Raw genomic sequence first — 22,210 nt, forward strand, 5'->3', positions numbered from 1 at the left:
GATTGGCTTATTGCCAATCGGTCGTTGCAAATAGTGGGAAAACAGGGTGCTCTCCAGCTGCTCCAACTTTGAGCCATAGCACTGGCAGGATCAATCCAATTCGATTTTTCCAGTATATAGCTGATAATAGGTGCCTTTTTCAGCCAATAGCGTTTCATGGGTCCCCCGCTCAATGATGCGGCCATGATCCATTACCATGATGACATCGGAGTTTTGGATCGTAGACAATCGGTGGGCGATCACAAACACGGTCCGTCCAGACATCAAACGGTCCATCCCTGATTGGACGATCCGCTCTGTACGGGTGTCGATACTTGAGGTGGCCTCGTCTAAGATCATCACTGGTGGATCAGCGATCGCTGCGCGAGCAATGGCCAACAGCTGCCGTTGCCCTTGGGAAAGTCCTTCGCCATCTCCCGTGATCACGGTATCGTATTTTTCTGGCAAATGGTTGATAAACATGTCGGCATTAGCTAATTTCGCAGCTGCCAGCACTTCTTCATCACTAGCATCCAGTTTCCCGAACCGAATATTCTCGCGAATCGTTCCAGTAAACAAATGGGTGTCTTGCAAAACGATCCCTAAGGAGCGGCGCAGGGATTCCAGATGGATTTTTTCAATATTGATACCATCATAGCGAATCTTCCCATCTTGGATATTGTAGAATCGATTGATCAGATTGGTGATCGTTGTCTTACCAGCACCTGTGGCACCGACAAAGGCAACTTTTTGTCCGGGTTCTGCATAAAGATTGATATCATGTAAGACCAGTTGATTGTCGACATAACCAAAATCAACGTCTTCAAACCGCACATCTCCCGTCACTTCCGTATAGGTAATGGTTCCATCCTCGTGGGGATGTTTCCACGCCCACGTGCCGGTTCGTTCTTTGGTTTCAACTAGCTGACCTTGGGACCATTTGGCATTGACCAGTGTGACGTAGCCATGATCGATTTCTGGCGTTTCATCTAATAGGTTGAAAATTCGCTCAGCACCGGCTAACGCCATGATCACAAAGTTGATTTGTTGTGACACTTGGCTGATAGGACCATTCAATGAACGGCTCAGCTGCAAGAAAGAAGCGATCATCCCAACCGTTAGTCCAGAAACACCATTGATGGCAAACAGGCCACCAATGATGGCGATCAAGACATATTGGACATTCAGTAAGTTCATCATGATCGGCATCAAGGTATTGGCATTGACATTGGCTTTAGTGGCACTTTCTTGTAGTTGGTCATTTAAGGCATCAAATTCTTCCATGACGATCTTTTCATGATTGAAGATCTTGACGACCTTTTGCCCGTGCATCATTTCTTCGATATACCCGTTGACAGCGCCTAAATCTCGTTGCTGTGCGCCAAAGAAGCGGCCGCTGCGGCGAGAAATGATGCGGATCACATTTAGCATCAAAATAACCGACAGCATCACGAACAGAGTCAATGGGACACTGATGGAGAACATGGCGATAAAGACGGAACAAAAGGTTACTGCCGCCATCATCAAGTTCGGAATACTTTGAGAGATCATTTGACGCAACGTATCCGTATCATTAGTAAAATGGCTCATGATGTCGCCATCTGAGCGGGCATCAAAGTAGCCGACGGGCAGAGACTGCATATGCGTGAACATTTGATCCCGGATTTTTTTCTGGGTCCCTTCACTGATTTTGACCATCATAAAGTTATAGGTCAGTGCGGCCAAGATTCCAATCAGGTAGATGATCGCCATTTGAACGATCGCCCGAAACAAGCCGCCAAAATCAGGATTGGCTTGCCCTAAGAGGGGTGTGATATGATCGTCGATCACGACTTGTAAAAACAACGAACCGCGTACGTTGGCAAAGGCACTTAACAAGATCATGACCACTACGAACAGGAGTTGTCCTTTGTAGTCGCCAAACATCGTTCGCAATAAACGTTTCAATGTGCGCTTGGGATTTGCTGCTTGTCTATTCTTCACCTTCACCAAATCCTTTCTGCTGCGAATGGTACACTTCTTGATAGATGGCATTGTTTGCCAACAATTCTTGGTGGGTACCGATGCCGTTGATTTTTCCATCATCCATTACGATGATCCGGTCGGCGTCTTCGATCGAGTTGATCCGTTGAGAAATAATGATCGTCGTCGTTCCCGGAATTTCTCGTTTCAAGCCTTCGCGGATACTGTGATCGGTTTTGGTGTCGACGGCACTAGTAGAATCATCGAGAATCAAGATTTTCGGTTTCTTCAGCAAGGCGCGAGCAATCGTCAACCGTTGTTTTTGCCCACCGGAAACATTGTTTCCTCCTTGCGAAATCTGTGTTTCATACTTGTCAGGAAACTCTTGAATAAAGGGATCGGCTTGTGCGATCGTTGCCACGCGCTGGATCTCTTCATCCGATGCCTCTTCATTGCCCCAACGCAAATTGTCGTTGATAGTGCCGCTAAAGAGTACGTTGTTTTGCAAGACCATACTTACTTGGTCCCGCAATGCTTCTAAATCATAGTCGCGAACATCATGACCGCCGACGATGACACGCCCTTCAATCACATCATATAAGCGCGGGATCAGCTGGACGAGGGTGGATTTCCCACTCCCGGTTCCACCAATGATTCCAATGACTTCACCGGATTCGATGTGTAGATTCGCATCCGTCAGCGCCAACTTGTTTTTGTCATTGGCGTAACTAAAGCCAACATTTTCAAAAACGATGGAGCCGTCTTTGATCTCTTTGACCGGATCAGCGGGATTTTTCAAGTCACTTTCTTCATCTAATACTTCCACGACCCGTTCTGCCGACGTTCGTGCGATCAAAATCTGCACGAAAGCCATCGACATCATCATCAAGCTCATCAAAATCTGCATCGTGTAGTTGAACATGCTGACTAATTCACCCGTCGTCAGGCTACTTTGTTCCACGATCAGCTGGGCACCAAACCATGACAAGAGTAGCATACATGTATAGACTGCAAATTGCATCAATGGCATATTAAAGGAAACGATCCGTTGCGCCAGCGTGAAATTCCGATAAACATCGGTGGACACTTCGCCAAACAGTTCTTCTTGCTGTTCTTCCCGGACATACGATTTCACGACACGAACCCCTTGTAAATTCTCTTGCACCACATTATTCAAGCGGTCATAAATGCGGAATACTTTTAGAAACAGTGGGTGGGCAAAACGAATCACTAAGGCAAGGCCAATCGCTAAGATCGGCAAAACAACTAAGTAGATCGTCATAAGTTCTGGGCTGATGGTGCTAACCATTGCAAGTGAGAAAATCAGAACTAACGGGCTGCGGACCAGAATACGAATAATCATTTGATACGCATTTTGGACGTTGGTCACGTCAGTGGTCAAGCGGGTGATCAAACTGGAGGAAGAAAAGCGGTCAATGTTTGAAAAGGAAAAATCTTGGATTCGGCGAAACAGATTGTGCCGCAGGTTGCGGGCAAAACCAGCCGAAGCGATCGCTGCGGTTCGTCCACCAAGCGTTCCTAAAAGTAACGCGATCAAGGAACATAAAAAAAGCAAGCCGCCATCTCTTAGAATCACACCGGCGTCTCCTTTTTCGATCCCTTGGTCGATCATCATGGCCATGATCAGGGGCATAATGACATCTAAGGCAACCTCTCCTGCTACATACACAGGGGTCAGCAAGCTGTCCTTCTTATAGCTGCCAACATTCGCGAGTAATTTTTTTATCATTTGTTTCGTCCCTTCTATAGATGGCACTGCGGAGCCATTTTTTATCGTTACCATCAAGTTTACTTTATCGATCCAGCGATTTCAAGCGGCTCGCTCGTGTTTTTTTTACAATTAGTAAGTAAAAACACCCTTCCAAGGAAGGGTGCTTACCTTTTGATGCGGTTTGAAAAAGCGCTTGGTAGGAATTATTCGGTAGCGTTTGAACCAGCGGTACTGATCGGTTCATCGGTATCGTCACCGCCATCATCTGCCGGCGGTGTTTGGGTACTGCCTTGCAGATTGCCACGACTGATCCCGATAGTGATCCACGTTTCTAAGGGAATAAACTCGCCGTAGCGGCTCATTTCAACGACGGTTCCTTTCGGTTCCGCCGAATCGACATAGTAGATTTCGTAATAGACATTGGCGCCTTTTGATTTGTATTCATCAAAGAATAGTTTTGGCAAGTCGCCTTCCGTTGCTTGGAAACGGATGTCTTTCAAATACGGTCTGCCTAATGAGTAGACGACTTTGACAGTTGGCAAAGTATCGCTTTCGCTGTATTCTTTGCCTGCTTCCTCCGACTGACTCAAGAAACTACCATACGCCACTTGATCGGAATAGACCGTGCTGACTTGCAGCGGGATCTTCGATTCTAGACCTTGGGCTTCTTCGATCGTGTATTGTGAAAAATCTGGAACGGTCAAAGCCTGGCCTTTTGAGACCTTCACCACAAATTCTTCTTTTTTCGCAAGTTTGCTGCCTTTGACTGGTTCTTGTGAAACCACCAGGTCTAGGGCGACACTGTCAGAAAAGACGGTTTCTTCTTTGTATTTCAAGTCATTCTTTTTCGCCCATTCAGAAGCTTCACTTTTGGCTTTGCCTGTAAAATCAGGTACTTCAATATTTTTTTCAAAGACTTCTTTGCCCTTTGAATAATAGACACTCAAACGGTCTTTGCGTTTGTATTCGGCTAAATCAAGCTCTTTGTTGGCCGCCTCTTGTTTAATAAAAGCTTCTGCTGCTACGTTGTCGTCAAATTGTTCGATCAAAGAGAGGTTCTCGGCTTTATTGCTAGCGATCCAATCTTTTGCTTCGGTCACTTGCATCGCTGAAAAATCCGGTAGCTCTAAGCGTTCTTCAGGATCAGGCCCGAGACTCGCCGTCAGTGTCAGTGTGGCACCCTTCTTGATTTTTTTCTCAGGGTCGACACTTTGGTCGATTACTTGGTTGACGTCTTTGTCAAAGTCATATTCTTGCTCCACTTTGATAGTGACGCCTTCTTCCATGCCCCACGTCCGCGCTTCTGACAGATCTTGGGCAGTGAAATCCGGCACCTTCACATGGGTCATCTGATAATAGACGATCCCGATCACGGCAACCGCCAAGGCGGTCAGTAAAGCAATCAGCAAGATTTTTTTCTGCTGACGCTTTTTGTAGGTCGGATCAAATTCCGTTTCTTCTTTACCAAAACGGCTGACTGGTTCCTTTGATGCTACCTTCTCAGTCCCAGAACTCGCCGCTTTTGCTTCAGTCGTCTGTGTTTGTTGACGGGCTGCCGAGCGACTCATCGGCTCACTAGCTGTCGGCTCTTCTGATTGGTGAACCGTCGTTGGCTCCGCTGGTTTGCTCGCTTGCTCCGCGCCTCTTGCATTTTGATCTCCGACAGGTTCGCTAGTTTTTTTCTCGCTATTGCCAGCGGATTTCTTTTTGCCATCATAGTTGTCCGGGCTAAAATTTGATAAAAAATCACTCATGTTTACTCAACACACCTTTACGTAAATACAAGACTTCATCCGCTTGTTGAGCGATCTCGTTGGCGTGGGTCACGACGATCACACATTTGTTGTGGACGTGTGCCAGCTCCTTAAAGATATCGATGATCTCTTGTTCCATTTCTTCATCCAAATTCCCGGTTGGTTCGTCCGCTAAAATGATATCGACATTGGTGGCTAACGCCCGGGCGATCGCTACCCGCTGTTGTTCTCCACCAGATAATTGATTGACGAGCCGATCGGCTTTTTCTTTGGTGATGCCTATATAATCCAGTAAATTGTATGCCACTTCTCGCTGATTGTCTGGCAGCTGATTTTTCGTGATCGCCATCGGCACTAAGACATTTTCAACTGCACTTAAATAGGGAATCAGATTATAGCTTTGGAAAATGATACTGATGTCGTCGCGGCGATAATTTTCATGCCCAATTTTTTCGATATCGGTGCCTTCATAAAGTACTTGACCGCTTTTCGGACTATCCAACGCACTGATCAAGGATAAAAACGTCGTTTTTCCCGAACCAGATTGCCCTAAGATGGCATAGAAAGTCCCTTTTTCAAAAGAAACAGAGGTCTCTTTCAGTATATAGCGGCGCTGATCGCCGTCTTGGTAATAGTAATCGACTGCTTTGGTTTCTAATAAAGTCATCGTTGGTTCCTCCTACATCATGATTTTCTTTGGATTCAAGCGTAAAATATACAACAGCGGTAAAATAGCTGAGAACAAGACGGTTCCTAAACCTAACAGCAGATACGTAATGATGTAGCCTGCTGAGAAGGACACTTGATAGGCATTCTTGATATCCATGTAATCAATATCAGCTGCCATCAAACCGCCAGAATAAACACCGCCCATATCATTTTGATTGCTCATCCAATCGTTTTGCATCAAGGTATTTGAAACGGCACCACCTAATAAGTTCCCGGTCACTAAGGACAATAGCAGTGCGGCTAAACTAACCAGCAAGACTTCAATCACGATCTGTCCAATGACTTTCCCACGGCTTTCCCCTAAGGAGAGATAGATGCCCAATTCTTGTTTCCGATCTCGTAAGAAAAGCAAGACCACTAAGGAAATAATAAAGATGGTTGCGATCGACGCAATGATCACGATGTAATTTGCGATCACCCCTAACCGAGTAAAGCCACCGGCGATCTGCTCGTATTGATCCGTATTAGCAATGACACGATAATATTGGGGCAATAACGCACCGGCTTCTTGTTTAAAGGCTTCGACGTCATCCGTTGAATTTAGGACAAAGATCGGTTGATAATAGGCGTCTGACTCTTCTTCGATCACTTCTTGACCCCAAAGTTTTTCAGACTGCAATTTGTTAAAATCTTGCACTAAATTATTGCTAGCATAAAAGGTATTGATTTGTTCCATCACTTGCCATACCTGATCACTATTTTGTGAATCACTTTGATCTGATGAACTACTTTGATTGCTTTGATCCTTTTTAATTACAGAAAAGATCCCTGCAATGGTCACGGGATAATCAAAGGTCGCGACACGATTGCCACTCTCAGCCGTTTCGTCCGTCACATCCTCACTATCATCACTTACTCCCTCACTTGAACCACCTTCCATCATGACTTCTGCCCGTGTATCCCATACCAATTGATCACCGACACTCAGGTTATTCAATTCTGCGATCTCTTTACTGATCAATACCGCGTTCGTCAATTCACTGACATCTTTTTCTGTCAATCCCTCGCCTTCCTCCAAGCGAATCAAGCCTTCTTGCATGTCTAATGGCTCAACCAAATTTCCGCCCTTCAAAGAGAAGTAGTTGCCACCCATGCCGACCGATCCATCCTCTGGCGTATAGGCTTTCAATTTTGTTGTTTCTAACCACGCTTGATTTTGGTAATCAAAATATTTCACATAGCTTAATTGACCGATTTGCTCATAAAGATCCAGCGCTGGTGGTTTCGGATAAAAATCTTCTTGTGACTGCTCTTCCTCCGAAGCATCCGCATGGTCTTTTTCAAAACCTTCCCAATCCATTTCCACCGTAGCTACGTTCCCCATTTTGCGTTTCGTCTCTCGCTCCACGTTGGCAGTGGATTGTTGAATTGCTACAGCACCAGCGATCACATTGCCTAAAATAAATAGAACTAAAAATAAAATAAATGATTTCCCTTTTCTTCTGGTGATACTCTTTAATGCACGCTGCCAAAAGTTCATTGTTATTTCCTCCAGTGACATTATTTTTTAACAATTATTCCATACTTCTCCCTCAAGAACAATCGCAATAAAGGATCGTTTTTCGAATTTAAAATATTAAAAAACGGGTGAAAAAGATATTTCCATTTAATAACCCTTATAAAAGAACAAGAAAAAGATGTTAAATAACAAATAAAAGAATGGAATTTTTGCTAACAGTTTTGTAAGATTTCCCGATTTCAACTTAGATTTCACTTGGATTCCATCAAAAATGCTTAGCGCTTTCGAGAGTATAAAAAAAACGAAGGAATTCTCCCACTCTTTTCCAGCGAGAAAATCCTTCGTTTTGTATTCCCTATTTTTCTTTCGTATCGATCACGATCGTCACCGGGCCATCATTGACCAAGGCGACTTGCATATCTGCGCCAAATTTTCCAGTAGCAACAGTGATGCCTTCGGCTTGTAAACCTTCATTAAAGGCTTCGTAAAGCGGGGTCGCAATACTTGGCGGTGCCGCTTGAATGAAACTAGGGCGATTGCCTTTCTTGGTCTCCCCATAAAGGGTGAACTGTGAAATACTCAAGACCGCGCCGTTTATGCTTTCCAGTGACCGATTCATTTTGCCCTCTTCGTCTTCAAAAACCCGCAGATTTTTGATTTTTCTTACGAGATAAGCCACATCGTCGCCTGTATCCTCATGGGTGATCCCCAACAAAACCATGAACCCTTGTTGGATCGCACCGACGATATTGTCCTCAATCGACACGCTTGCTTGACTGACTCGCTGGATCACTGCCCGCATTCTTTCTCACCCCTTCGTACGTCTGACGCTGTAAACATCTGGAATCTGCTTGATTTTATCAACGATCGATTTCAAATGAGTCAAATTCTGAATCGCCACCGTGATACGGATCGTTGCCATTTTGTCTTTATTGGTTTTGGCTTCGACACTCACTAAGCGTTTCGTGACGCTATTGACCGTCTGCAAGACATCGTTGAGCAACCCAGACCGATCATAGCCATAGATCTCAAGATCGGCATCGTATTCTTTGTTGATGTCGGTAGCATCTTCCCACTCAACATCGATCAAACGGTTCGCTGCCTCTTTGTTTTGAACATTGGGGCAATCGCTGCGGTGGATCGAGATTCCCCGCCCTTTAGTAATATAGCCGACGATCGAATCCCCAGGAACCGGATTGCAGCAGCGGGAGATGCGGATCAACAAGTTATCGACCCCTTCAATGACAATGCCGCCTTCGTGACGAACCTTCATTTTTTCTGGTTCTTTTTTCGCCGGTTGATTGATCATCTCTTGGACTTGCTGCTTTTGCTTCTCGATTTGTTTCTCGCGCCGTTCTTCTTCGGTCAAACGGTTGGCTAAGGTCGTGGGACTGACTTCCCCATAGCCGACAGAGGCAAATAGATCATCTTCTGTTTGGTAGTTGAACCGTTCGCAAGCTTCCGCCATTTTGCTTTTCGTCAAGAATTCTTTTGGCACAAAGCCCATATCTTGTAAAGTACGAACCACTGCCTCATGCCCTTTGATGATATTTTCATCACGATCTTGGGCTTTAAAGAATCGTTTGATTTTGTTCTTCGCTTTGCTGGTAGCCACTAGTTTGACCCAGTCGCGGCTTGGCCCAAAGGAATTTGGTGAGGTCAAGATCTCGATAATGTCCCCATTTTTTAGCTTGTAGTCCAATTGGACCATTTTTCCGTTGACCTTGGCGCCGGTGGTTTTGTTGCCGATGTCGGTATGGATGCTGTAGGCAAAATCCAGTGGACTGGAGCCTTGAGGCAACTCCGTCACATCACCTTTTGGCGTAAAGACATAGACTTTGTCGCTGAAAATATCGCCTTTGACACCTTCCATAAATTCAGAAGCATCATAGCTTTCATCTTGTAGTTCCAAGATTTCGCGGAACCAGCCAACTTGTTGGGTCATCTTGTCGGCTTTGACTTTTTCCGTCTTACCTTCTTTATAGGCCCAGTGCGCAGCAACCCCAAATTCAGCGATCTCATGCATTTCATGGGTCCGAATTTGGATCTCGACAGGATTGCCTTTGGGACCAATGACCGTTGTATGCAGCGATTGGTACATGTTGGCTTTTGGCATAGCGATATAGTCCTTGAACCGCCCAGGCATTGGTTTCCATTTTGTATGGATCGTTCCCAAAACCGCGTAACAATCTTTGATGGAGTCAACGATCACTCGGATCGCCAACAAATCATAAATTTCATTGAACTGTTTCTTTTGGTCTTTCATTTTGCGATAGATCGAGTAAATATGCTTTGGTCGACCATAGATCTCAGCATAGATATCTAGTTCCTCCGTAGCGATCCGAATCTCTTCCACGGTTTCGGAAACGTAGGATTCCCGTTCTTCTCGTTTGGTCTGCATCAAATGCACGATTCGGTAATATTGCTGTGGATTCAAGTAACGCAAAGAAATATCTTCTAGTTCCCATTTGATTCGGCTGATCCCTAAACGATGAGCTAATGGGGCATAGATTTCCATCGTTTCTTGGGCGATGCGGCGTTGTTTGTCTTCCCGCAGATGTTTCAACGTACGCATATTATGTAAACGGTCAGCCAGTTTGACCATGATGACCCGTAAATCTTGCGCCATGGCGATCAACATTTTCCGATGATTTTCTGCTAATTGTTCTTCATGAGATTTGTACTTGATCTTACCCAGCTTGGTCACGCCATCCACTAGCATCGCTACATCGGCACCGAATTCTTCTTTCAGATCGGCTAACGTCACATCGGTATCTTCGACGACATCATGCAAAAAACCTGTTGCAACGGTATGAGGGTCCATCTGCAATTCTGCCAAGATCCCCGCAACTTGGATTGGATGAATAATGTACGGCTCGCCGGATTTACGGAATTGTTCTTTATGGGCTTCTGTCGCGTAATCTAATGCTTTTTGGACAAAGGCAACATGTTCTTCACTCATATAATGAGCGACCAATTTGATGACATTGGGCCCGGTCAATATAACTTCTTTTGCCATTCATTCCGCCTCCTGCTCTTCTTTTTTGTGCTATCAAAAAGGCAGACAGAAGTCGCTGTTAACGTTTCGTCACGCACCCAAAGCCTTGCGGACAAACGTTCTAAGCATGGGACTCCTGTCTAACCTGCAGTTCTTATTTAGTAGTATTATTATACAAATTTTTCAGCTATTTTTCAATCGCTGTTGTTCAAAGCACATCGGGTGCCGGCTGGTCCTTAAGCAATTCTTCAAAAACATGATACGAGAGCCCGATTTTCTCAGCGCCAGCAGCCTGTAGTGATTGCATAGCTTGTTCATCTATTGTGTCAGGATTGATCTGGATCGACAGTTGACTGCCACCATCTAAGGAAAACAAGCTCACGTCGTGCAATGCTTCTGCTAGTGGTTGTTTTTGTCCTAACACGATCTTTGGCCATGCTTCTTCTTTCAAGCGTTGTGCCACTTGGATCTTCGTCAATTCATTCATGATCTCGGTTTGCACAGCTAAGCGGATCTCCCCTCCTGTCAAGGTCAAGGAGCGAATCGTTTCAGTCAATTCCGCAAAGCCACGATCATTTTCCATGAAGGAAGAAGCCGGTAGCCAGACTTCCAAAAAATCGGCACCTTCCATAAACGCCCGACCGATTTCAAACGCTACCTTTGCCAGTGTTCCTTGGGCAAGGGGGTAATCGATCACTGCGCCGATTTGTAAGGAAGAGCCTTGTGCCAAGATTTTCGCCCGCCGAATGGCACTAGGCAAAACGACGACTTCCTTTAAAGCCGTTTTATATTGATTGATAAAATCCTTCAAGACCCAGTCGGTCAGATCGGCCGTCAACAAACGGACACTGATTGCTTCTTGGTTCTTATTCATCAACTCACATCCTCTTTAATTCCGTTAGCACACTGACAGCACTTAAAAAATAAAACGGTGCTGTTTCTGTTCGTAAAATCCGAGGGCCTAACCCGCATAATTTAGCGTTGTTTTCCTGGGCTCCTTCGATTTCGGAGGGGGTCAGACCGCCTTCTGGGCCAAAGATCGCTAAAACTTTGCTACCAACGGGCAATTCGGTGATCACTTGCAGCAGCATCGCTACTTCTCCTTGCTTGGCTGATTCTTCATAAGCCACTAGGACCGCATCGTACTGACTGAGGCTTTGCCAAAATGCTTTGGCGTTATCCAGTAGTGTGATGGCTGGTGCGATCTGCCGTTGGGATTGCTCCGCCGCTTCTTGGGCGATTTTTTGCAGCCGCTGCTGCTTTTTCTGTAACTTCTTTTGATCCCATTTCACGACCGAAGTTTGCGCAGGAAAACCGATAAATGCTGCCGCCCCAAGTTCCGTGCCTTTTTGAACGATCAAGTCCAGCTTGTCGCCTTTCGGGTAGCCGCTAGCGATCGTGACCTGCAGCGGCAATTCCTTGTCCTGCTGTTCTTTTTCGACTTCCTCTAAGTAAACCGTTTCTTCATCGGCCTCTTTGATCTTGGCGATGATCGCCAAATGATCCTCAAAAACTAAACCGACTTTCGTGCCGGGAGTCATGCGCATCACTCGGATCATATGGTGGAAGGGTTCTCCCGAAACGGCAAACACCGCTTTTGCTTCATAAGGCTCCTGTAAAAAATATCGCTGCATCTTACTCTACCTCTGGTTTTTTAAAGGCGATCGCATACCAGTCTTTTTGATTGAACAATTGATCGATCTCAAAGCCTTGTGCGATCATGGCATCGATCACTAATTGTTTTTTCGTCTCAATGATCCCAGAAACGATCAAGGTGCCCTCTTGCTTCAATAAACGCCATGCATCAGGGATCATCAATAAAATGATATCCGCTAAAATATTGGCAACGATAAGATCAGCAGGGACCGTCACCCCTTGCAAAAGGTCATTGGCTTGCACGGTCACATCGTGAGCAATGGGGTTCATCGCCATATTTTCTTGGGCGGACCTCACAGCGACTTCATCTAGATCATAAGCAAACACGTCTTTGGCACCTAAATATTTGCTGGCGATACTTAACACCCCTGAGCCCGTCCCGACATCTAAGACGGTTTCACCGCCCCGCAAGTAGACTTCTAGGGCTTGTAATGTCAAGCGTGTCGTAGGATGCGTGCCGGTCCCAAAGGCCATTCCCGGATCAAGGGTGATGATCTTTTCATCTTCTTGCAGCGGTTGATAGTTTTCCCAGCTCGGCACGATCGTCAGATAGCGGGAGATACGGACTGGATGGTAATATTTTTTCCAGGCCGTTGCCCATGCTTCTTCCACGACCTCGCTCGTTGTGATGGTGTTTTTGCCGATTGCCAAACCATACTCCGGCAGACGGTCGATGGCTGCTTTGATCGTCGGCAGCACTTCTGGCAAAAAAATCGTCTCTGGGAAATAGGCACTGACTTGCGCACCTTCTTCTAAGGTCGTATAGGTTTCTTTATCCAAAATTTCGCCATACGCATCGCTTTTAAAATTTTCGACATCTAAAACGTCCTCGATCGCTACCCCACTTGCTCCGTGTTCCATTAAAATATTGGCGACTGCTTCCACTGCTTCGCTAGCTGTCGCTACGGTTACTTCATTCCATTTCATGTTCGTTCTCCTTAGTAACTAGGGTACGGGATCATGGTTTCCCCAGCCCCGGCTTGATAGTTCGTCATTTTCTCCACAAATGCTTCTTCGTTGAATCGCAATTCAAAGATCGCTTCTTCACTGTCATCGTTCAAGAAATCAAGCAGATCGCTTTGGCCTTCTTCTAAAATTTCTTGAATGTAATCAACCAATCCGTCTAACAACGCTTTTTGGATCCCTTTTTTTCCTGCATAAGGAATCGTCGCTAAATAATCTTCTTCATCAAACGTTGATTTTTGTGGATCATACAACAAAATCCCATCTTCAAATTCAATGATCGCTTCCTCTGATGCCACACCTTGCGCATCGTCGATTTGGACTTGTTGAGGATTTTCGGCAAACAAGCGCAACACCAATTCGATGGTATGATTTTTGGCATCCCAATCGATCGCCACATCATAATCGGAGATTTTTTTCGTTAATCGCTGATCTAAGTAAGTCAATATCGTTTCTTTCGCCATCACTATTCCTTCTTTCTAGCCAGCCATGATCTTGCTGAACAGCGGCTTTTCGTATATTTGTTAAATAAGGATTACCAGCTACCGCAAATCGAAGCGGCATCTGAGTCCACTCCCCTTTGTTCGGGATACCAATTCGAGGCAATGCCAAAATTTCTTTTGGGGTACGTCGGCGCTCAGGAACCAAATGCAGCGGACTCGTAAAAATCGATTCGCCGTAAAGCTCAGCTGGAATCTGTAGTGCCTGTACTAGTTTCCCGGGGCCATTGGCTACATCCGGTCCCGTTTTTTGTCGCTGTTGTTCCATCAAGTCAATCCCATCCACCGGTTCTAGCCCGCGAATCATGATTCCTTGTGGGATGCCTTTTGGTTGCGTAATAAAGTTGACAATTCGATGCGTATGCATCGTATATAAATAAATCGTGCCGGGTTCCTGATACATCGCCCGAACCCTTGGTGTGTTTCGCATGCCCACACTATGAGCCGCCAGATCATCGGGACCTAGATACGCTTCACAATCCACGATATACCCACCTAATGTTCCTTCTGGGGTCTCATGTTCCAAATACATTCCTAATAAGGCACGTGCGATGGTCGTTGTCGGCTGTGTCGCAAATAGTGCCATTAATTCATCCATTCTCATCACCCTCTTTATTCTACACAATTCTCGGTCAACTTACTATCTTTGACTACAGAGTTGCGGTGATCTCAACGATTTCTTTTCAACGAACCTGTTTTTTGCTGACTGAGTGGAAAATACGCGCCCTTTTGTTTTCGTAGGGACGCAAATCAGCTTGTTTATGAGAATGTACGTTCTTATGTTATACTTACAGGAAAAGGAGAGGATCGTTTTATGCAGCAGCCACTTGCTTATCGAATGCGGCCACGGAACTTAGATGAAGTCGTCGGACAGCAGCATTTGGTTGGCCCGGGGAAAATCATTCGCCGAATGGTCGAAGCCAAAATGCTTTCTTCGATGATCCTATACGGACCGCCGGGAACCGGAAAAACCAGCATTGCCAGTGCGATTGCCGGCTCGACACGCTATGCGTTTCGCATGCTGAACGCCGCCACAGATACAAAAAAAGACCTGCAAATCGTGGCAGAGGAAGCCAAAATGAGCGGTACTGTCATTTTATTGCTTGATGAAGTCCATCGACTAGACAAGACAAAACAAGACTTTTTACTGCCCCATTTAGAAAGCGGCAAGATTATTATGATCGGTGCCACGACGGAAAATCCCTACATTACGATCAATCCAGCGATTCGCAGTCGGACACAGATTTTTGAAGTCAAACCGCTCCAAGAAGAAGATATTTTGACCGCCATTGATCAAGCTTTAGCAGATGAAACTCGCGGACTTGGATCAGAAACCATCGTATTGACCGATGATGCCCGCTTGCATCTCTCGCGAGCGACCAACGGTGATTTACGAAGCGCCCTCAATGGCTTAGAACTCGCTGCCCGTTCCACACCAAAAGGACCAGACGGCATTATTCATTTGACCTTAGCGATCATCGAAGAGTGCGTACAGCGCAAAGCATTGACCCATGATAAAGATGGGGATGCGCACTATGATGTGATCTCTGCTTTTCAAAAATCGATTCGCGGCAGCGATGTGGATGGTGCGCTGCATTACTTAGGTCGTTTAGTAGAGGCAGGCGATTTGGCGATCATTTGTCGGCGCTTGATGGTCATCGGTTATGAAGACATCGGTTTAGCTAACCCAGCAGCCGCTGCTCGAACCGTCAATGCTGTGTTAGCCGCTGAACGTTTGGGCTTGCCGGAAGCTCGGATCCCTTTGGCCGATACGGTGGTCGATCTATGTTTGTCACCAAAATCCAACTCGGCCTACATGGCATTGGATGCAGCGATCGCAGATATTCGTAGCGGTAAAGCTGGCGATGTCCCGGATCATTTACGAGACAGTCATTACAAAGGCGCCGAAAGCTTGAATCGAGGAGTTGGCTATCAATACCCACATAATTTTGATGATGCATGGGTCGATCAGCAATATTTACCTGATAAGCTAAAAGGTACCCACTATTATCAACCGAAAGCCACCGGTAAATATGAGCAAGCGTTGGGCCAACGGTACCAACAATTGCAGCAACGAAAGAAAAAAAACTAGGTGCTTAGAAAAAATAGTGACTTTTTGGTATCGTTTTCAAACAACTTTATTGCACCTTCGTCATTCCTATGCTACTATAAGGGTGGGAATTCTGTGATGTACGAGTTGTCCCTTTTGTGTGTTGACCGAACATTTTTATTGATATCTTGGGATCCGTCTTGTGTCAATGCTGGTAACATGCCTTTTCCTTTGGTAGTTCGAAGCTTAGACCGTGGAACCCACCTGCTAGAATTTGCGGGATCAATACTATGGGAAAAAGAACGGCATCAACGGATATTACCCATTCTTTTTAGAATGTGCCATCTGTTTTTAACAGATGGCTTTTTTGCGTTTTCTAGCCGTTAGAAACCGTGCAACGTCCTCCATCTGATATCAAAGTAAGGGTGGCTTTTGCTATTCTTTCTAGGGTTCGCTATACTAAACCTATCAACTTAGAATAGGATGGCGTATGTTTATGATTCTTCTATTATTTACGATCGTGGCACTCGTATTATTCGGCACCAGTTATTTGCTTTATGCCAAACAAGCGATTTTTTTCACTTTGATCCCTACTACTGAGGCGAATAAAGTCTTCTTAAAAACCTATAGCCTCATTCATTTCCTTTTAGGCGTAGTGGCATTGGTTGTGGGCTTTGTCGATAGAGAGCTGATTGCCTTGTTTTATTTGGCGTTGTTGCTGCTCTCTTCCGCTTCATTCAGCATCTTGCTGGCACAAAAAATGAAAAAAAAGGAAGATTAGGTTTTCTTTTTCCAGAAAAAAGCATTACAATAAAAGTAGAAGATAACAGATGGGAGTGTTTCTTATGTTACAACAATATCAACGAATCATGGTAGCCGTCGATGGGTCTAGCGAGTCAGAATTAGCCTTCAAAAAAGCCGTGAACGTGGCACAGCGGAATGATTCTGAATTGGTTTTAGCACATGTGATCGACACTCGGGCCTTTCAAACCGTTTCTTCTTTTGACGGCATGCTTGCTGAGCAAGCAACCGAAATGGCCAAACAAACTTTGAAAGACTATGAGGATTATGCCCGCAAACACCAAGTAACTGCAGTCAAAACAGTGATTGAATACGGCTCGCCAAAACCAATCATTGCCAAACAATTGCCCGAAGATCACAACATCGATTTGATTATGATCGGTGCCACTGGTTTAAATGCCGTGGAACGAATCTTTATCGGTTCCGTGTCTGAGTATGTCATTCGCCATGCTGGCTGTGATGTGTTAGTTGTGCGGACAGATCTAGAAAACAAAATCCCAGAAAAAGACCACACCAAAGCTTGATAGCTAGACGACCTGCCGACGAACGGCAGGTTTTTTTGTGCAAAAAAAACCGTGACAAAAGCAAAAGAGTCAACGAGCACTTAGGTCTCATTGGTCTTTTTGCCTTTGGTCACAGCTCTTTGACAAGTCGGTTATCCAAACTTGTACAGCAAAAAATGAAAGCAAAGTAATAGGTACTCCTATCTAACCATGTTTCCTTTTGATTGTAAATAGTTTTTCTGAATTTTCTGAATAAATAGTTAATTTATCCATCCTTAAATAGAAAAAGCAAAGCGTCGCTTCCCTTAGGAAAAACGACGCCAAAATCTATGGTCATAATGGGCTATCCAAAGGACGCTGGTCAAGAGGATCACAAAGAAAACCGGACCATTCAATAACCAAAAATCAATCGAAGTCGCAGCAAAGCCATAAAGGATGATAACAATGACGGAAAGAAATAGCGTTGCGACTGTTCCAATGGCTAACCCAAGACTCCCCGCCCCTCTCGTAAACAATTGACTGATATTGGTCCAATCCAAAAGCAGCAATCGATAATCCCGAGCAAAATATTTCAAGCACAAAAGAAAACTGCTCCAAAGTGCCCCGACTAGAAAAGAGACAGCCAAAATCAGCGGCATTTTGAATAAAAGCACTGCTGCCAGCACGATGACTGCCGTTAAGCTCAGCTGCAAAACGACGCCAAAGCGGAATTTTTCCCGCAAGTAGCGCTTCATCGATAGCGGCAAGGAGCGGACAAACAAGAAATTCTCCTGATCCAATGAAATCAAATTACTGATAAAAGAAGTCGGGTTGACCATCAGTGCCGCCAAGGCGATCCCCGCCACGAAAACAACACCGATAAATCGCTCATCCAATTCACTTAACTGAACCACCCCAGTAAACACAAAGGACACTAAAAAAATGATGGGCATCAGTAACGAGGAAGAAAAGACTTGCATGATCAAATTCGGATCACGGATCAACTGCGAATTGTAATTAAACAACAGCTGGCCCAAGCCTTGATTGGGTTTATGTTTCCGACGAACACTCCCTTGGTTAGGCGCCGCGGCTGCCACTTGCTCATAAAACTTCGGCAAGATCAACCGATAGAGGGCAAAAAGCAACACGCCTGCTGTGGCGATGATCCCTAGCAAGCTAAGCAAACCAGTTGTTTGAAACGGCGCCACCATCACATAATAAAAGGGCAATAAAAAGCTGATCGCTCCTCGGTCTACCACGTCTGCCTCGTAGGTATTCACCTGATTCATCATTAAGACCCCGATCACAACAACCAGCATCGTCACGCCTAGCAATAAACTAGTGACCAATTTTTTATGCTTCAAGAAAAACTTGGTGCGCGTCAGGCTGAAGACGATCAAGCTGCAAATGCTGAAGATCAGGACTAAAAACAAGCCGAACAGCAAGAACGCCCATAAGATCGTCAGCAAGAAAAAGACGTTTGCCCGAATCCCTGTCAGGAGAAATAAGACCAACAAAGGAAAAATAAACGGCGCAACGGTAAGAAATACCACCACGATCTTTGCCAGAAAAATTTCACTCTGTCGAAAGGGCAGCGGCAAATACGCTGGCAGATCTTGACTTTCGAAGAAGACATTGTAAATGGACGAAATCCCTTGGGAAAAGCCTAAAATCCCGAACAAAGCGACATAATAGGTAAAAAAGCCCGGCATCTGACTAAAATCCAATGTGATCATCGTCAAACCATAGACTAGCAGAAACACCACTCCAGAAAGCGCATATTGAAACAACAAATAACTGGTCAAGGTCGAACCAGCCTTGCCTTTTTTGCGGGCTTTGTCTGTCAGTTGGGGATTGGCATACCGCAAATTAACGGAGGTCAGCGTCAGAAATTGTTGTTTTCGCATCTACGCTTCCTCCGCTTCTGCAAGAATCGCTTCTTCTTGACTTCTCCCAGTCATTTGCAGATAGATTGTTTCCAAAGAAAGCGACGGATGCTGTGCCAGCAAATCTGCCACTGAGCCATTGTACAGCAGCTCACCTTTTTTCAAAATCGCTAATTGATCACACAACTGCTGGGCGGTGTCTAAGACGTGGGTAGAAAAAATCACGGTCTTGCCCTTGGCAGCATGCTGTTTCATCATTTCTTTTAAATCATACGCTGCTTGGGGATCTAAGCCTTGCAATGGTTCGTCCAAGATCCAAATGTCCGGATCGGGGATCAATGCCCCAATCAGCAGCGTTTTTTGCCGCATTCCATGGGAAAAGCTAGCGATGGTCTCTTCTTCATGAGACAGCATATCAAACAAGCGCCCTAATTTTTGCAAACGCTCGGCCTTTTCCGCTGCTGGCACCTCATACGCTGCGGCAATCAAGTCCCAATACTCCCCTGCTGTTAGCTGTAAAAATAAATCTGGCGTGTCCGGCACATAGGCAATTTGTTTTTTTATCGCTTCCCGATGTTCCACGAGGGATTGACCGTCAAAAAAGATTTCCCCACTCGTCGGTTGCAAAATACTAACTAAGCTTTTGATCGTTGTCGACTTCCCTGCCCCGTTGTGTCCCAGAAAGCCAAAGATCTCCCCTTGACGGATTGTCAGGGAAAGATCAGACAATGCTTTTTTGGGTCCATACTGTTTCGTCAGATTCTTGATCTCAATCATTTTCCTGCCTCCTTATTCCATACCTATTGTTATCTTACGCTGAAAAGCAGTAAAAGAAAAATGTTTATTGCCATTTTTATCAAATCAATTGACAGGAGCTGCAAAAACAAAGATAATAAGAACACTTTAGGGGAGTAGCACATGGATCGTTCCATGATCTTAGATCAACAGCAAGCGGGAATCCGCTGGTTTAAGATGTTTCTTGCAAGACCTAAGTGGCAAGGGGCCGCTTAGGTCTTTTTGCAGTTTAAAATGGAGGGAAAACAGTCAATGAGTTCAAGTAAAATGAAAAAAGTGACCGCCGGCGGACTTTTAGTCGCCATGGGGGTGGTCTACGGTGATATCGGTACGAGCCCACTTTACGTAATGAAAGCCCTGGTGGAGGATAATGGCGGACTCCGCACCTTAACGCCCGATTTTATCTTAGGTAGCGTCTCACTCGTCTTTTGGACGCTGACCTTGTTAACGACGATCAAGTACGTCTTGATCGCATTAAACGCGGATAACCATGGAGAAGGCGGGATTTTTTCCCTTTATACCTTAGTTCGTAAAAACAGCCGCTACTTGATTATTCCAGCGATCATCGGGGGCGCAGCCCTGCTAGCAGATGGGGTATTGACGCCAGCCGTGACCGTAACCACTGCCATCGAAGGATTACGGGGGATTCCAGCCTTTTTTGATCGCTTCGGCAATGACCAATCGATCATCGTCGGCATCACCTTAGCAATCTTATTGGTCCTCTTTGCCCTGCAGCGCTTTGGGACTGAGTTTGTCGGCAAAGCCTTCGGACCGATCATGCTAGGCTGGTTCACCTTCTTGGGCATCGTCGGTGTGATGAACTTTGCCGGTGACCTTTCGGTGATTCGGGCCCTTGATCCCCGGTATGCGATCAATTTGCTCTTTAGTCCCGATAACAGCGCTGGTCTCTTTATTCTCGGCAATATCTTTTTGGCGACTACTGGTGCGGAAGCCCTCTACTCGGACTTAGGTCATGTGGGCAAAAAAAACATTTATGCCAGCTGGCCCTATATCAAAATCTGCTTGATGCTGAATTACTTTGGTCAAGCGGCGTGGCTGCTGCAAGTCTATCAAAACCCGACTTATCAAGAAATCGAAAACTTGAACCCATTTTTCCAAGCGTTGCCGCAAGGGTGGACAGTCTTTGGTGTCAGCTTCGCCACACTCGCTGCCATCATTGCTTCGCAAGCTCTGCTGTCTGGCTCCTTTACCTTGGTTTCTGAAGCCATCAAGTTGAAACTATTGCCGCGGATGCAAATCATCTATCCGGGGGCGTCTATCGGGCAAATGTATATTCCTGCCTTGAACACCTTGCTGTGGATCGCCTGTTCCGGCGTGGTCTTATTCTTCCAGACCTCTACTCGGATGGAAGCCGCTTATGGATTGGCCATTACGGTAACGATGTTGATGACCACTATTTTGCTGTATTTCTACTTGCACCAAAACAAGAAGACCCGTTTCTTGGCACCGTTCATCACGCTCTTTTTTGCAACGATCGAAGGCATTTTCTTTATCTCTAGTGCGACGAAATTTTTCCATGGCGGTTACGTTGCCATCTTATTAGCCAGCGTGATCATCGGTGTGATGCTGATTTGGGAATGGGGCAATCGTATTCAAGAAAATGCTGCCGAAGAAGTTGCACTTTCTACCTACATCCCTCAATTGAAACAGTTGCGGGAAGATGATTCTTTGCCATTATCTCAGACGAACGTCGTCTTCATGGTTCCTAAACTGCAAGACGATCAGATCGGTCAGCAGTTCATCTATTCCATTTTAGACAAACGGCCGAAGCGTGCCAAAGTGTATTGGTTCGTCAATGTGGAAGTCACCGATGAACCTTATACGAAAAAATATGAAGTTTCGATGGCAGATACCGATTTTATCGTTAAACTAAAGCTTTATCTCGGCTTTCGGGTGCCGCAAGAAGTCAATCTCTACATTCGCCAAATCATTCAAGAATTGATGAAAGATGGTCGCTTGCCGCTGCAGCCGCAACGCTATTCCTTAACGCCTGGACGCAATGTGGGTGATTTCCAATTCGTGATGATCGAAGAAGAGCTGTCGAATGCAACTGCATTAAGCAAATGGCAGAAGCAAGTCATGCAGACGAAGCTTTTTATCAAACGCCATACTATTTCACCTGAACGCTGGTTCGGCTTAGAATACAGCGATGTGGTTCATGAGACCGTTCCTTTGGTCATCGGTCAGATGAAAGAAAGCTCTCTGACAGAATTACGCATCGAGGAACGCTAAGAAACCGCCAGTCCTGGTTGAACTTTCTGATACTTTCAGGTACACTGAAAAGACAAAGACACAAAGGAGGGAAAACGACCATGATGCGCATGACTAAAATAACAAGTAATGAAAATTACCAACGATACCATATCGCATTTAGCCATGCAATTGGTTTTACAGTTGCTTTTGACGGGACTAATCTGTCCAAAACAGTTAAATTTACGTAAAA

The 22,210-nt window shown here is 45.4% G+C and carries 18 protein-coding genes and 1 other RNA gene; 5 read left to right on the forward strand and 14 right to left on the reverse strand.

Annotated elements, in window-relative coordinates; translation table 11 throughout:
• Window positions 1-90: 90 nt before the first annotated feature.
• From IGJ17_RS14860 to IGJ17_RS14915, 12 genes are all read right to left on the reverse strand, one after another.
• Entirely contained in the window at window positions 91-2,013 is a 1,923-nt protein-coding gene (locus tag IGJ17_RS14860; protein ID WP_229045650.1) for an ABC transporter ATP-binding protein, read from the reverse strand.
• Window positions 1,952-3,691, reverse strand: coding sequence for an ABC transporter ATP-binding protein (locus IGJ17_RS14865; protein WP_429961587.1), 1,740 nt, complete (start codon window positions 3,689-3,691; stop codon window positions 1,952-1,954). Before IGJ17_RS14865 ends, IGJ17_RS14860 begins: the two co-directional genes overlap by 62 nt.
• A gap of 185 nt (window positions 3,692-3,876) precedes the next feature.
• Window positions 3,877-5,427, reverse strand: coding sequence for a PASTA domain-containing protein (locus IGJ17_RS14870; RefSeq protein ID WP_429961588.1), 1,551 nt, complete (start codon window positions 5,425-5,427; stop codon window positions 3,877-3,879).
• Window positions 5,420-6,094: an ABC transporter ATP-binding protein gene (locus tag IGJ17_RS14875; protein ID WP_005227776.1), complete on the reverse strand. Its 675-nt coding sequence runs from the start codon at window positions 6,092-6,094 to the stop codon at window positions 5,420-5,422. Before IGJ17_RS14875 ends, IGJ17_RS14870 begins: the two co-directional genes overlap by 8 nt.
• Before the next feature lie 12 nt (window positions 6,095-6,106).
• The gene (locus IGJ17_RS14880) at window positions 6,107-7,657 is read right to left on the reverse strand and encodes an ABC transporter permease (protein WP_081487954.1); all 1,551 of its coding nucleotides are present in this window, start codon (window positions 7,655-7,657) and stop codon (window positions 6,107-6,109) included.
• 313 nt (window positions 7,658-7,970) lie between these two features.
• The gene (dtd, locus tag IGJ17_RS14885) at window positions 7,971-8,417 is read right to left on the reverse strand and encodes a D-aminoacyl-tRNA deacylase (protein WP_008382058.1); all 447 of its coding nucleotides are present in this window, start codon (window positions 8,415-8,417) and stop codon (window positions 7,971-7,973) included.
• A gap of 6 nt (window positions 8,418-8,423) precedes the next feature.
• The gene (locus tag IGJ17_RS14890; protein WP_087664552.1) at window positions 8,424-10,634 is read right to left on the reverse strand and encodes a RelA/SpoT family protein; all 2,211 of its coding nucleotides are present in this window, start codon (window positions 10,632-10,634) and stop codon (window positions 8,424-8,426) included.
• A gap of 187 nt (window positions 10,635-10,821) precedes the next feature.
• On the reverse strand, window positions 10,822-11,487 hold the full coding sequence (locus tag IGJ17_RS14895; protein ID WP_008382055.1) for a hypothetical protein: 666 nt from the start codon (window positions 11,485-11,487) through the stop codon (window positions 10,822-10,824).
• Between the two features lie 4 nt (window positions 11,488-11,491).
• Window positions 11,492-12,247: a 16S rRNA (uracil(1498)-N(3))-methyltransferase gene (locus IGJ17_RS14900; RefSeq protein ID WP_008382053.1), complete on the reverse strand. Its 756-nt coding sequence runs from the start codon at window positions 12,245-12,247 to the stop codon at window positions 11,492-11,494.
• A 1-nt stretch (window position 12,248) separates the two neighbouring features.
• Window positions 12,249-13,196 (reverse strand): 50S ribosomal protein L11 methyltransferase, encoded by a 948-nt coding sequence (gene prmA / locus IGJ17_RS14905; RefSeq protein ID WP_005233456.1) that lies wholly within the window; start codon window positions 13,194-13,196, stop codon window positions 12,249-12,251.
• Window positions 13,197-13,207: 11 nt separating this feature from the next.
• Entirely contained in the window at window positions 13,208-13,696 is a 489-nt protein-coding gene (locus IGJ17_RS14910) for a DUF3013 family protein (RefSeq protein ID WP_034872159.1), read from the reverse strand.
• On the reverse strand, window positions 13,632-14,330 hold the full coding sequence (locus IGJ17_RS14915) for a DNA-3-methyladenine glycosylase (RefSeq protein ID WP_005233451.1): 699 nt from the start codon (window positions 14,328-14,330) through the stop codon (window positions 13,632-13,634). Before IGJ17_RS14915 ends, IGJ17_RS14910 begins: the two co-directional genes overlap by 65 nt.
• 216 nt (window positions 14,331-14,546) lie before the next feature.
• Between IGJ17_RS14915 and IGJ17_RS14920 the strand changes: the two genes are divergently transcribed.
• The 4 genes from IGJ17_RS14920 to IGJ17_RS14935 all read left to right on the forward strand — a co-directional run bounded on the left by IGJ17_RS14920 (window position 14,547) and on the right by IGJ17_RS14935 (window position 17,107).
• On the forward strand, window positions 14,547-15,824 hold the full coding sequence (locus IGJ17_RS14920) for a replication-associated recombination protein A (RefSeq protein WP_008382049.1): 1,278 nt from the start codon (window positions 14,547-14,549) through the stop codon (window positions 15,822-15,824).
• A gap of 85 nt (window positions 15,825-15,909) precedes the next feature.
• Window positions 15,910-16,104, forward strand: a non-coding RNA gene (gene ssrS, locus IGJ17_RS14925) — 6S RNA.
• 168 nt (window positions 16,105-16,272) lie between these two features.
• Window positions 16,273-16,563 carry a hypothetical protein gene (locus tag IGJ17_RS14930; protein WP_005233435.1) on the forward strand — a complete coding sequence of 97 codons (291 nt, stop codon included), beginning with the start codon at window positions 16,273-16,275 and terminating at the stop codon, window positions 16,561-16,563.
• 64 nt (window positions 16,564-16,627) lie between these two features.
• A complete protein-coding gene (locus IGJ17_RS14935; RefSeq protein WP_008382048.1) occupies window positions 16,628-17,107 on the forward strand; it encodes a universal stress protein in 480 nt (159 codons plus the stop codon).
• Between the two features lie 284 nt (window positions 17,108-17,391).
• On the opposite strand, the gene IGJ17_RS14940 is transcribed toward IGJ17_RS14935, so the two are convergent.
• Together IGJ17_RS14940 and IGJ17_RS14945 are read right to left on the reverse strand one after the other, a co-directional pair.
• On the reverse strand, window positions 17,392-18,972 hold the full coding sequence (locus IGJ17_RS14940) for an ABC transporter (RefSeq protein WP_086332722.1): 1,581 nt from the start codon (window positions 18,970-18,972) through the stop codon (window positions 17,392-17,394).
• On the reverse strand, window positions 18,973-19,728 hold the full coding sequence (locus tag IGJ17_RS14945; protein ID WP_008382046.1) for an ABC transporter ATP-binding protein: 756 nt from the start codon (window positions 19,726-19,728) through the stop codon (window positions 18,973-18,975).
• A 270-nt stretch (window positions 19,729-19,998) separates the two neighbouring features.
• Here IGJ17_RS14945 and IGJ17_RS14950 point away from each other — a divergent pair, with 270 nt between their 5' ends.
• Window positions 19,999-21,999 (forward strand): KUP/HAK/KT family potassium transporter, encoded by a 2,001-nt coding sequence (locus IGJ17_RS14950; protein WP_142437357.1) that lies wholly within the window; start codon window positions 19,999-20,001, stop codon window positions 21,997-21,999.
• Window positions 22,000-22,210 lie beyond the last annotated feature (211 nt).

It is taken from the genome of Enterococcus sp. DIV1096b, assembly GCF_050498765.1.
Taxonomy (GTDB): domain Bacteria; phylum Bacillota; class Bacilli; order Lactobacillales; family Enterococcaceae; genus Enterococcus_D; species Enterococcus_D entomosocium.

Bases quoted from the DNA above. Each gene is read 5' to 3' on its own strand.
- IGJ17_RS14860 (WP_229045650.1), bottom strand. From the start codon at position 2,013: ATGCCATCTATCAAGAAGTGTACCATTCGCAGCAGAAAGGATTTGGTG.
- IGJ17_RS14865 (WP_429961587.1), bottom strand. From the start codon at position 3,691: ATGATAAAAAAATTACTCGCGAATGTTGGCAGCTATAAGAAGGACAGC.
- IGJ17_RS14870 (WP_429961588.1), bottom strand. From the start codon at position 5,427: ATGAGTGATTTTTTATCAAATTTTAGCCCGGACAACTATGATGGCAAA.
- IGJ17_RS14875 (WP_005227776.1), bottom strand. From the start codon at position 6,094: ATGACTTTATTAGAAACCAAAGCAGTCGATTACTATTACCAAGACGGC.
- IGJ17_RS14880 (WP_081487954.1), bottom strand. From the start codon at position 7,657: ATGTCACTGGAGGAAATAACAATGAACTTTTGGCAGCGTGCATTAAAG.
- dtd (WP_008382058.1), bottom strand. From the start codon at position 8,417: ATGCGGGCAGTGATCCAGCGAGTCAGTCAAGCAAGCGTGTCGATTGAG.
- IGJ17_RS14890 (WP_087664552.1), bottom strand. From the start codon at position 10,634: ATGGCAAAAGAAGTTATATTGACCGGGCCCAATGTCATCAAATTGGTC.
- IGJ17_RS14895 (WP_008382055.1), bottom strand. From the start codon at position 11,487: ATGAATAAGAACCAAGAAGCAATCAGTGTCCGTTTGTTGACGGCCGAT.
- IGJ17_RS14900 (WP_008382053.1), bottom strand. From the start codon at position 12,247: ATGCAGCGATATTTTTTACAGGAGCCTTATGAAGCAAAAGCGGTGTTT.
- prmA (WP_005233456.1), bottom strand. From the start codon at position 13,196: ATGAAATGGAATGAAGTAACCGTAGCGACAGCTAGCGAAGCAGTGGAA.
- IGJ17_RS14910 (WP_034872159.1), bottom strand. From the start codon at position 13,696: ATGGCGAAAGAAACGATATTGACTTACTTAGATCAGCGATTAACGAAA.
- IGJ17_RS14915 (WP_005233451.1), bottom strand. From the start codon at position 14,330: ATGGATGAATTAATGGCACTATTTGCGACACAGCCGACAACGACCATC.
- IGJ17_RS14920 (WP_008382049.1), top strand. From the start codon at position 14,547: ATGCAGCAGCCACTTGCTTATCGAATGCGGCCACGGAACTTAGATGAA.
- IGJ17_RS14930 (WP_005233435.1), top strand. From the start codon at position 16,273: ATGTTTATGATTCTTCTATTATTTACGATCGTGGCACTCGTATTATTC.
- IGJ17_RS14935 (WP_008382048.1), top strand. From the start codon at position 16,628: ATGTTACAACAATATCAACGAATCATGGTAGCCGTCGATGGGTCTAGC.
- IGJ17_RS14940 (WP_086332722.1), bottom strand. From the start codon at position 18,972: ATGCGAAAACAACAATTTCTGACGCTGACCTCCGTTAATTTGCGGTAT.
- IGJ17_RS14945 (WP_008382046.1), bottom strand. From the start codon at position 19,728: ATGATTGAGATCAAGAATCTGACGAAACAGTATGGACCCAAAAAAGCA.
- IGJ17_RS14950 (WP_142437357.1), top strand. From the start codon at position 19,999: ATGAGTTCAAGTAAAATGAAAAAAGTGACCGCCGGCGGACTTTTAGTC.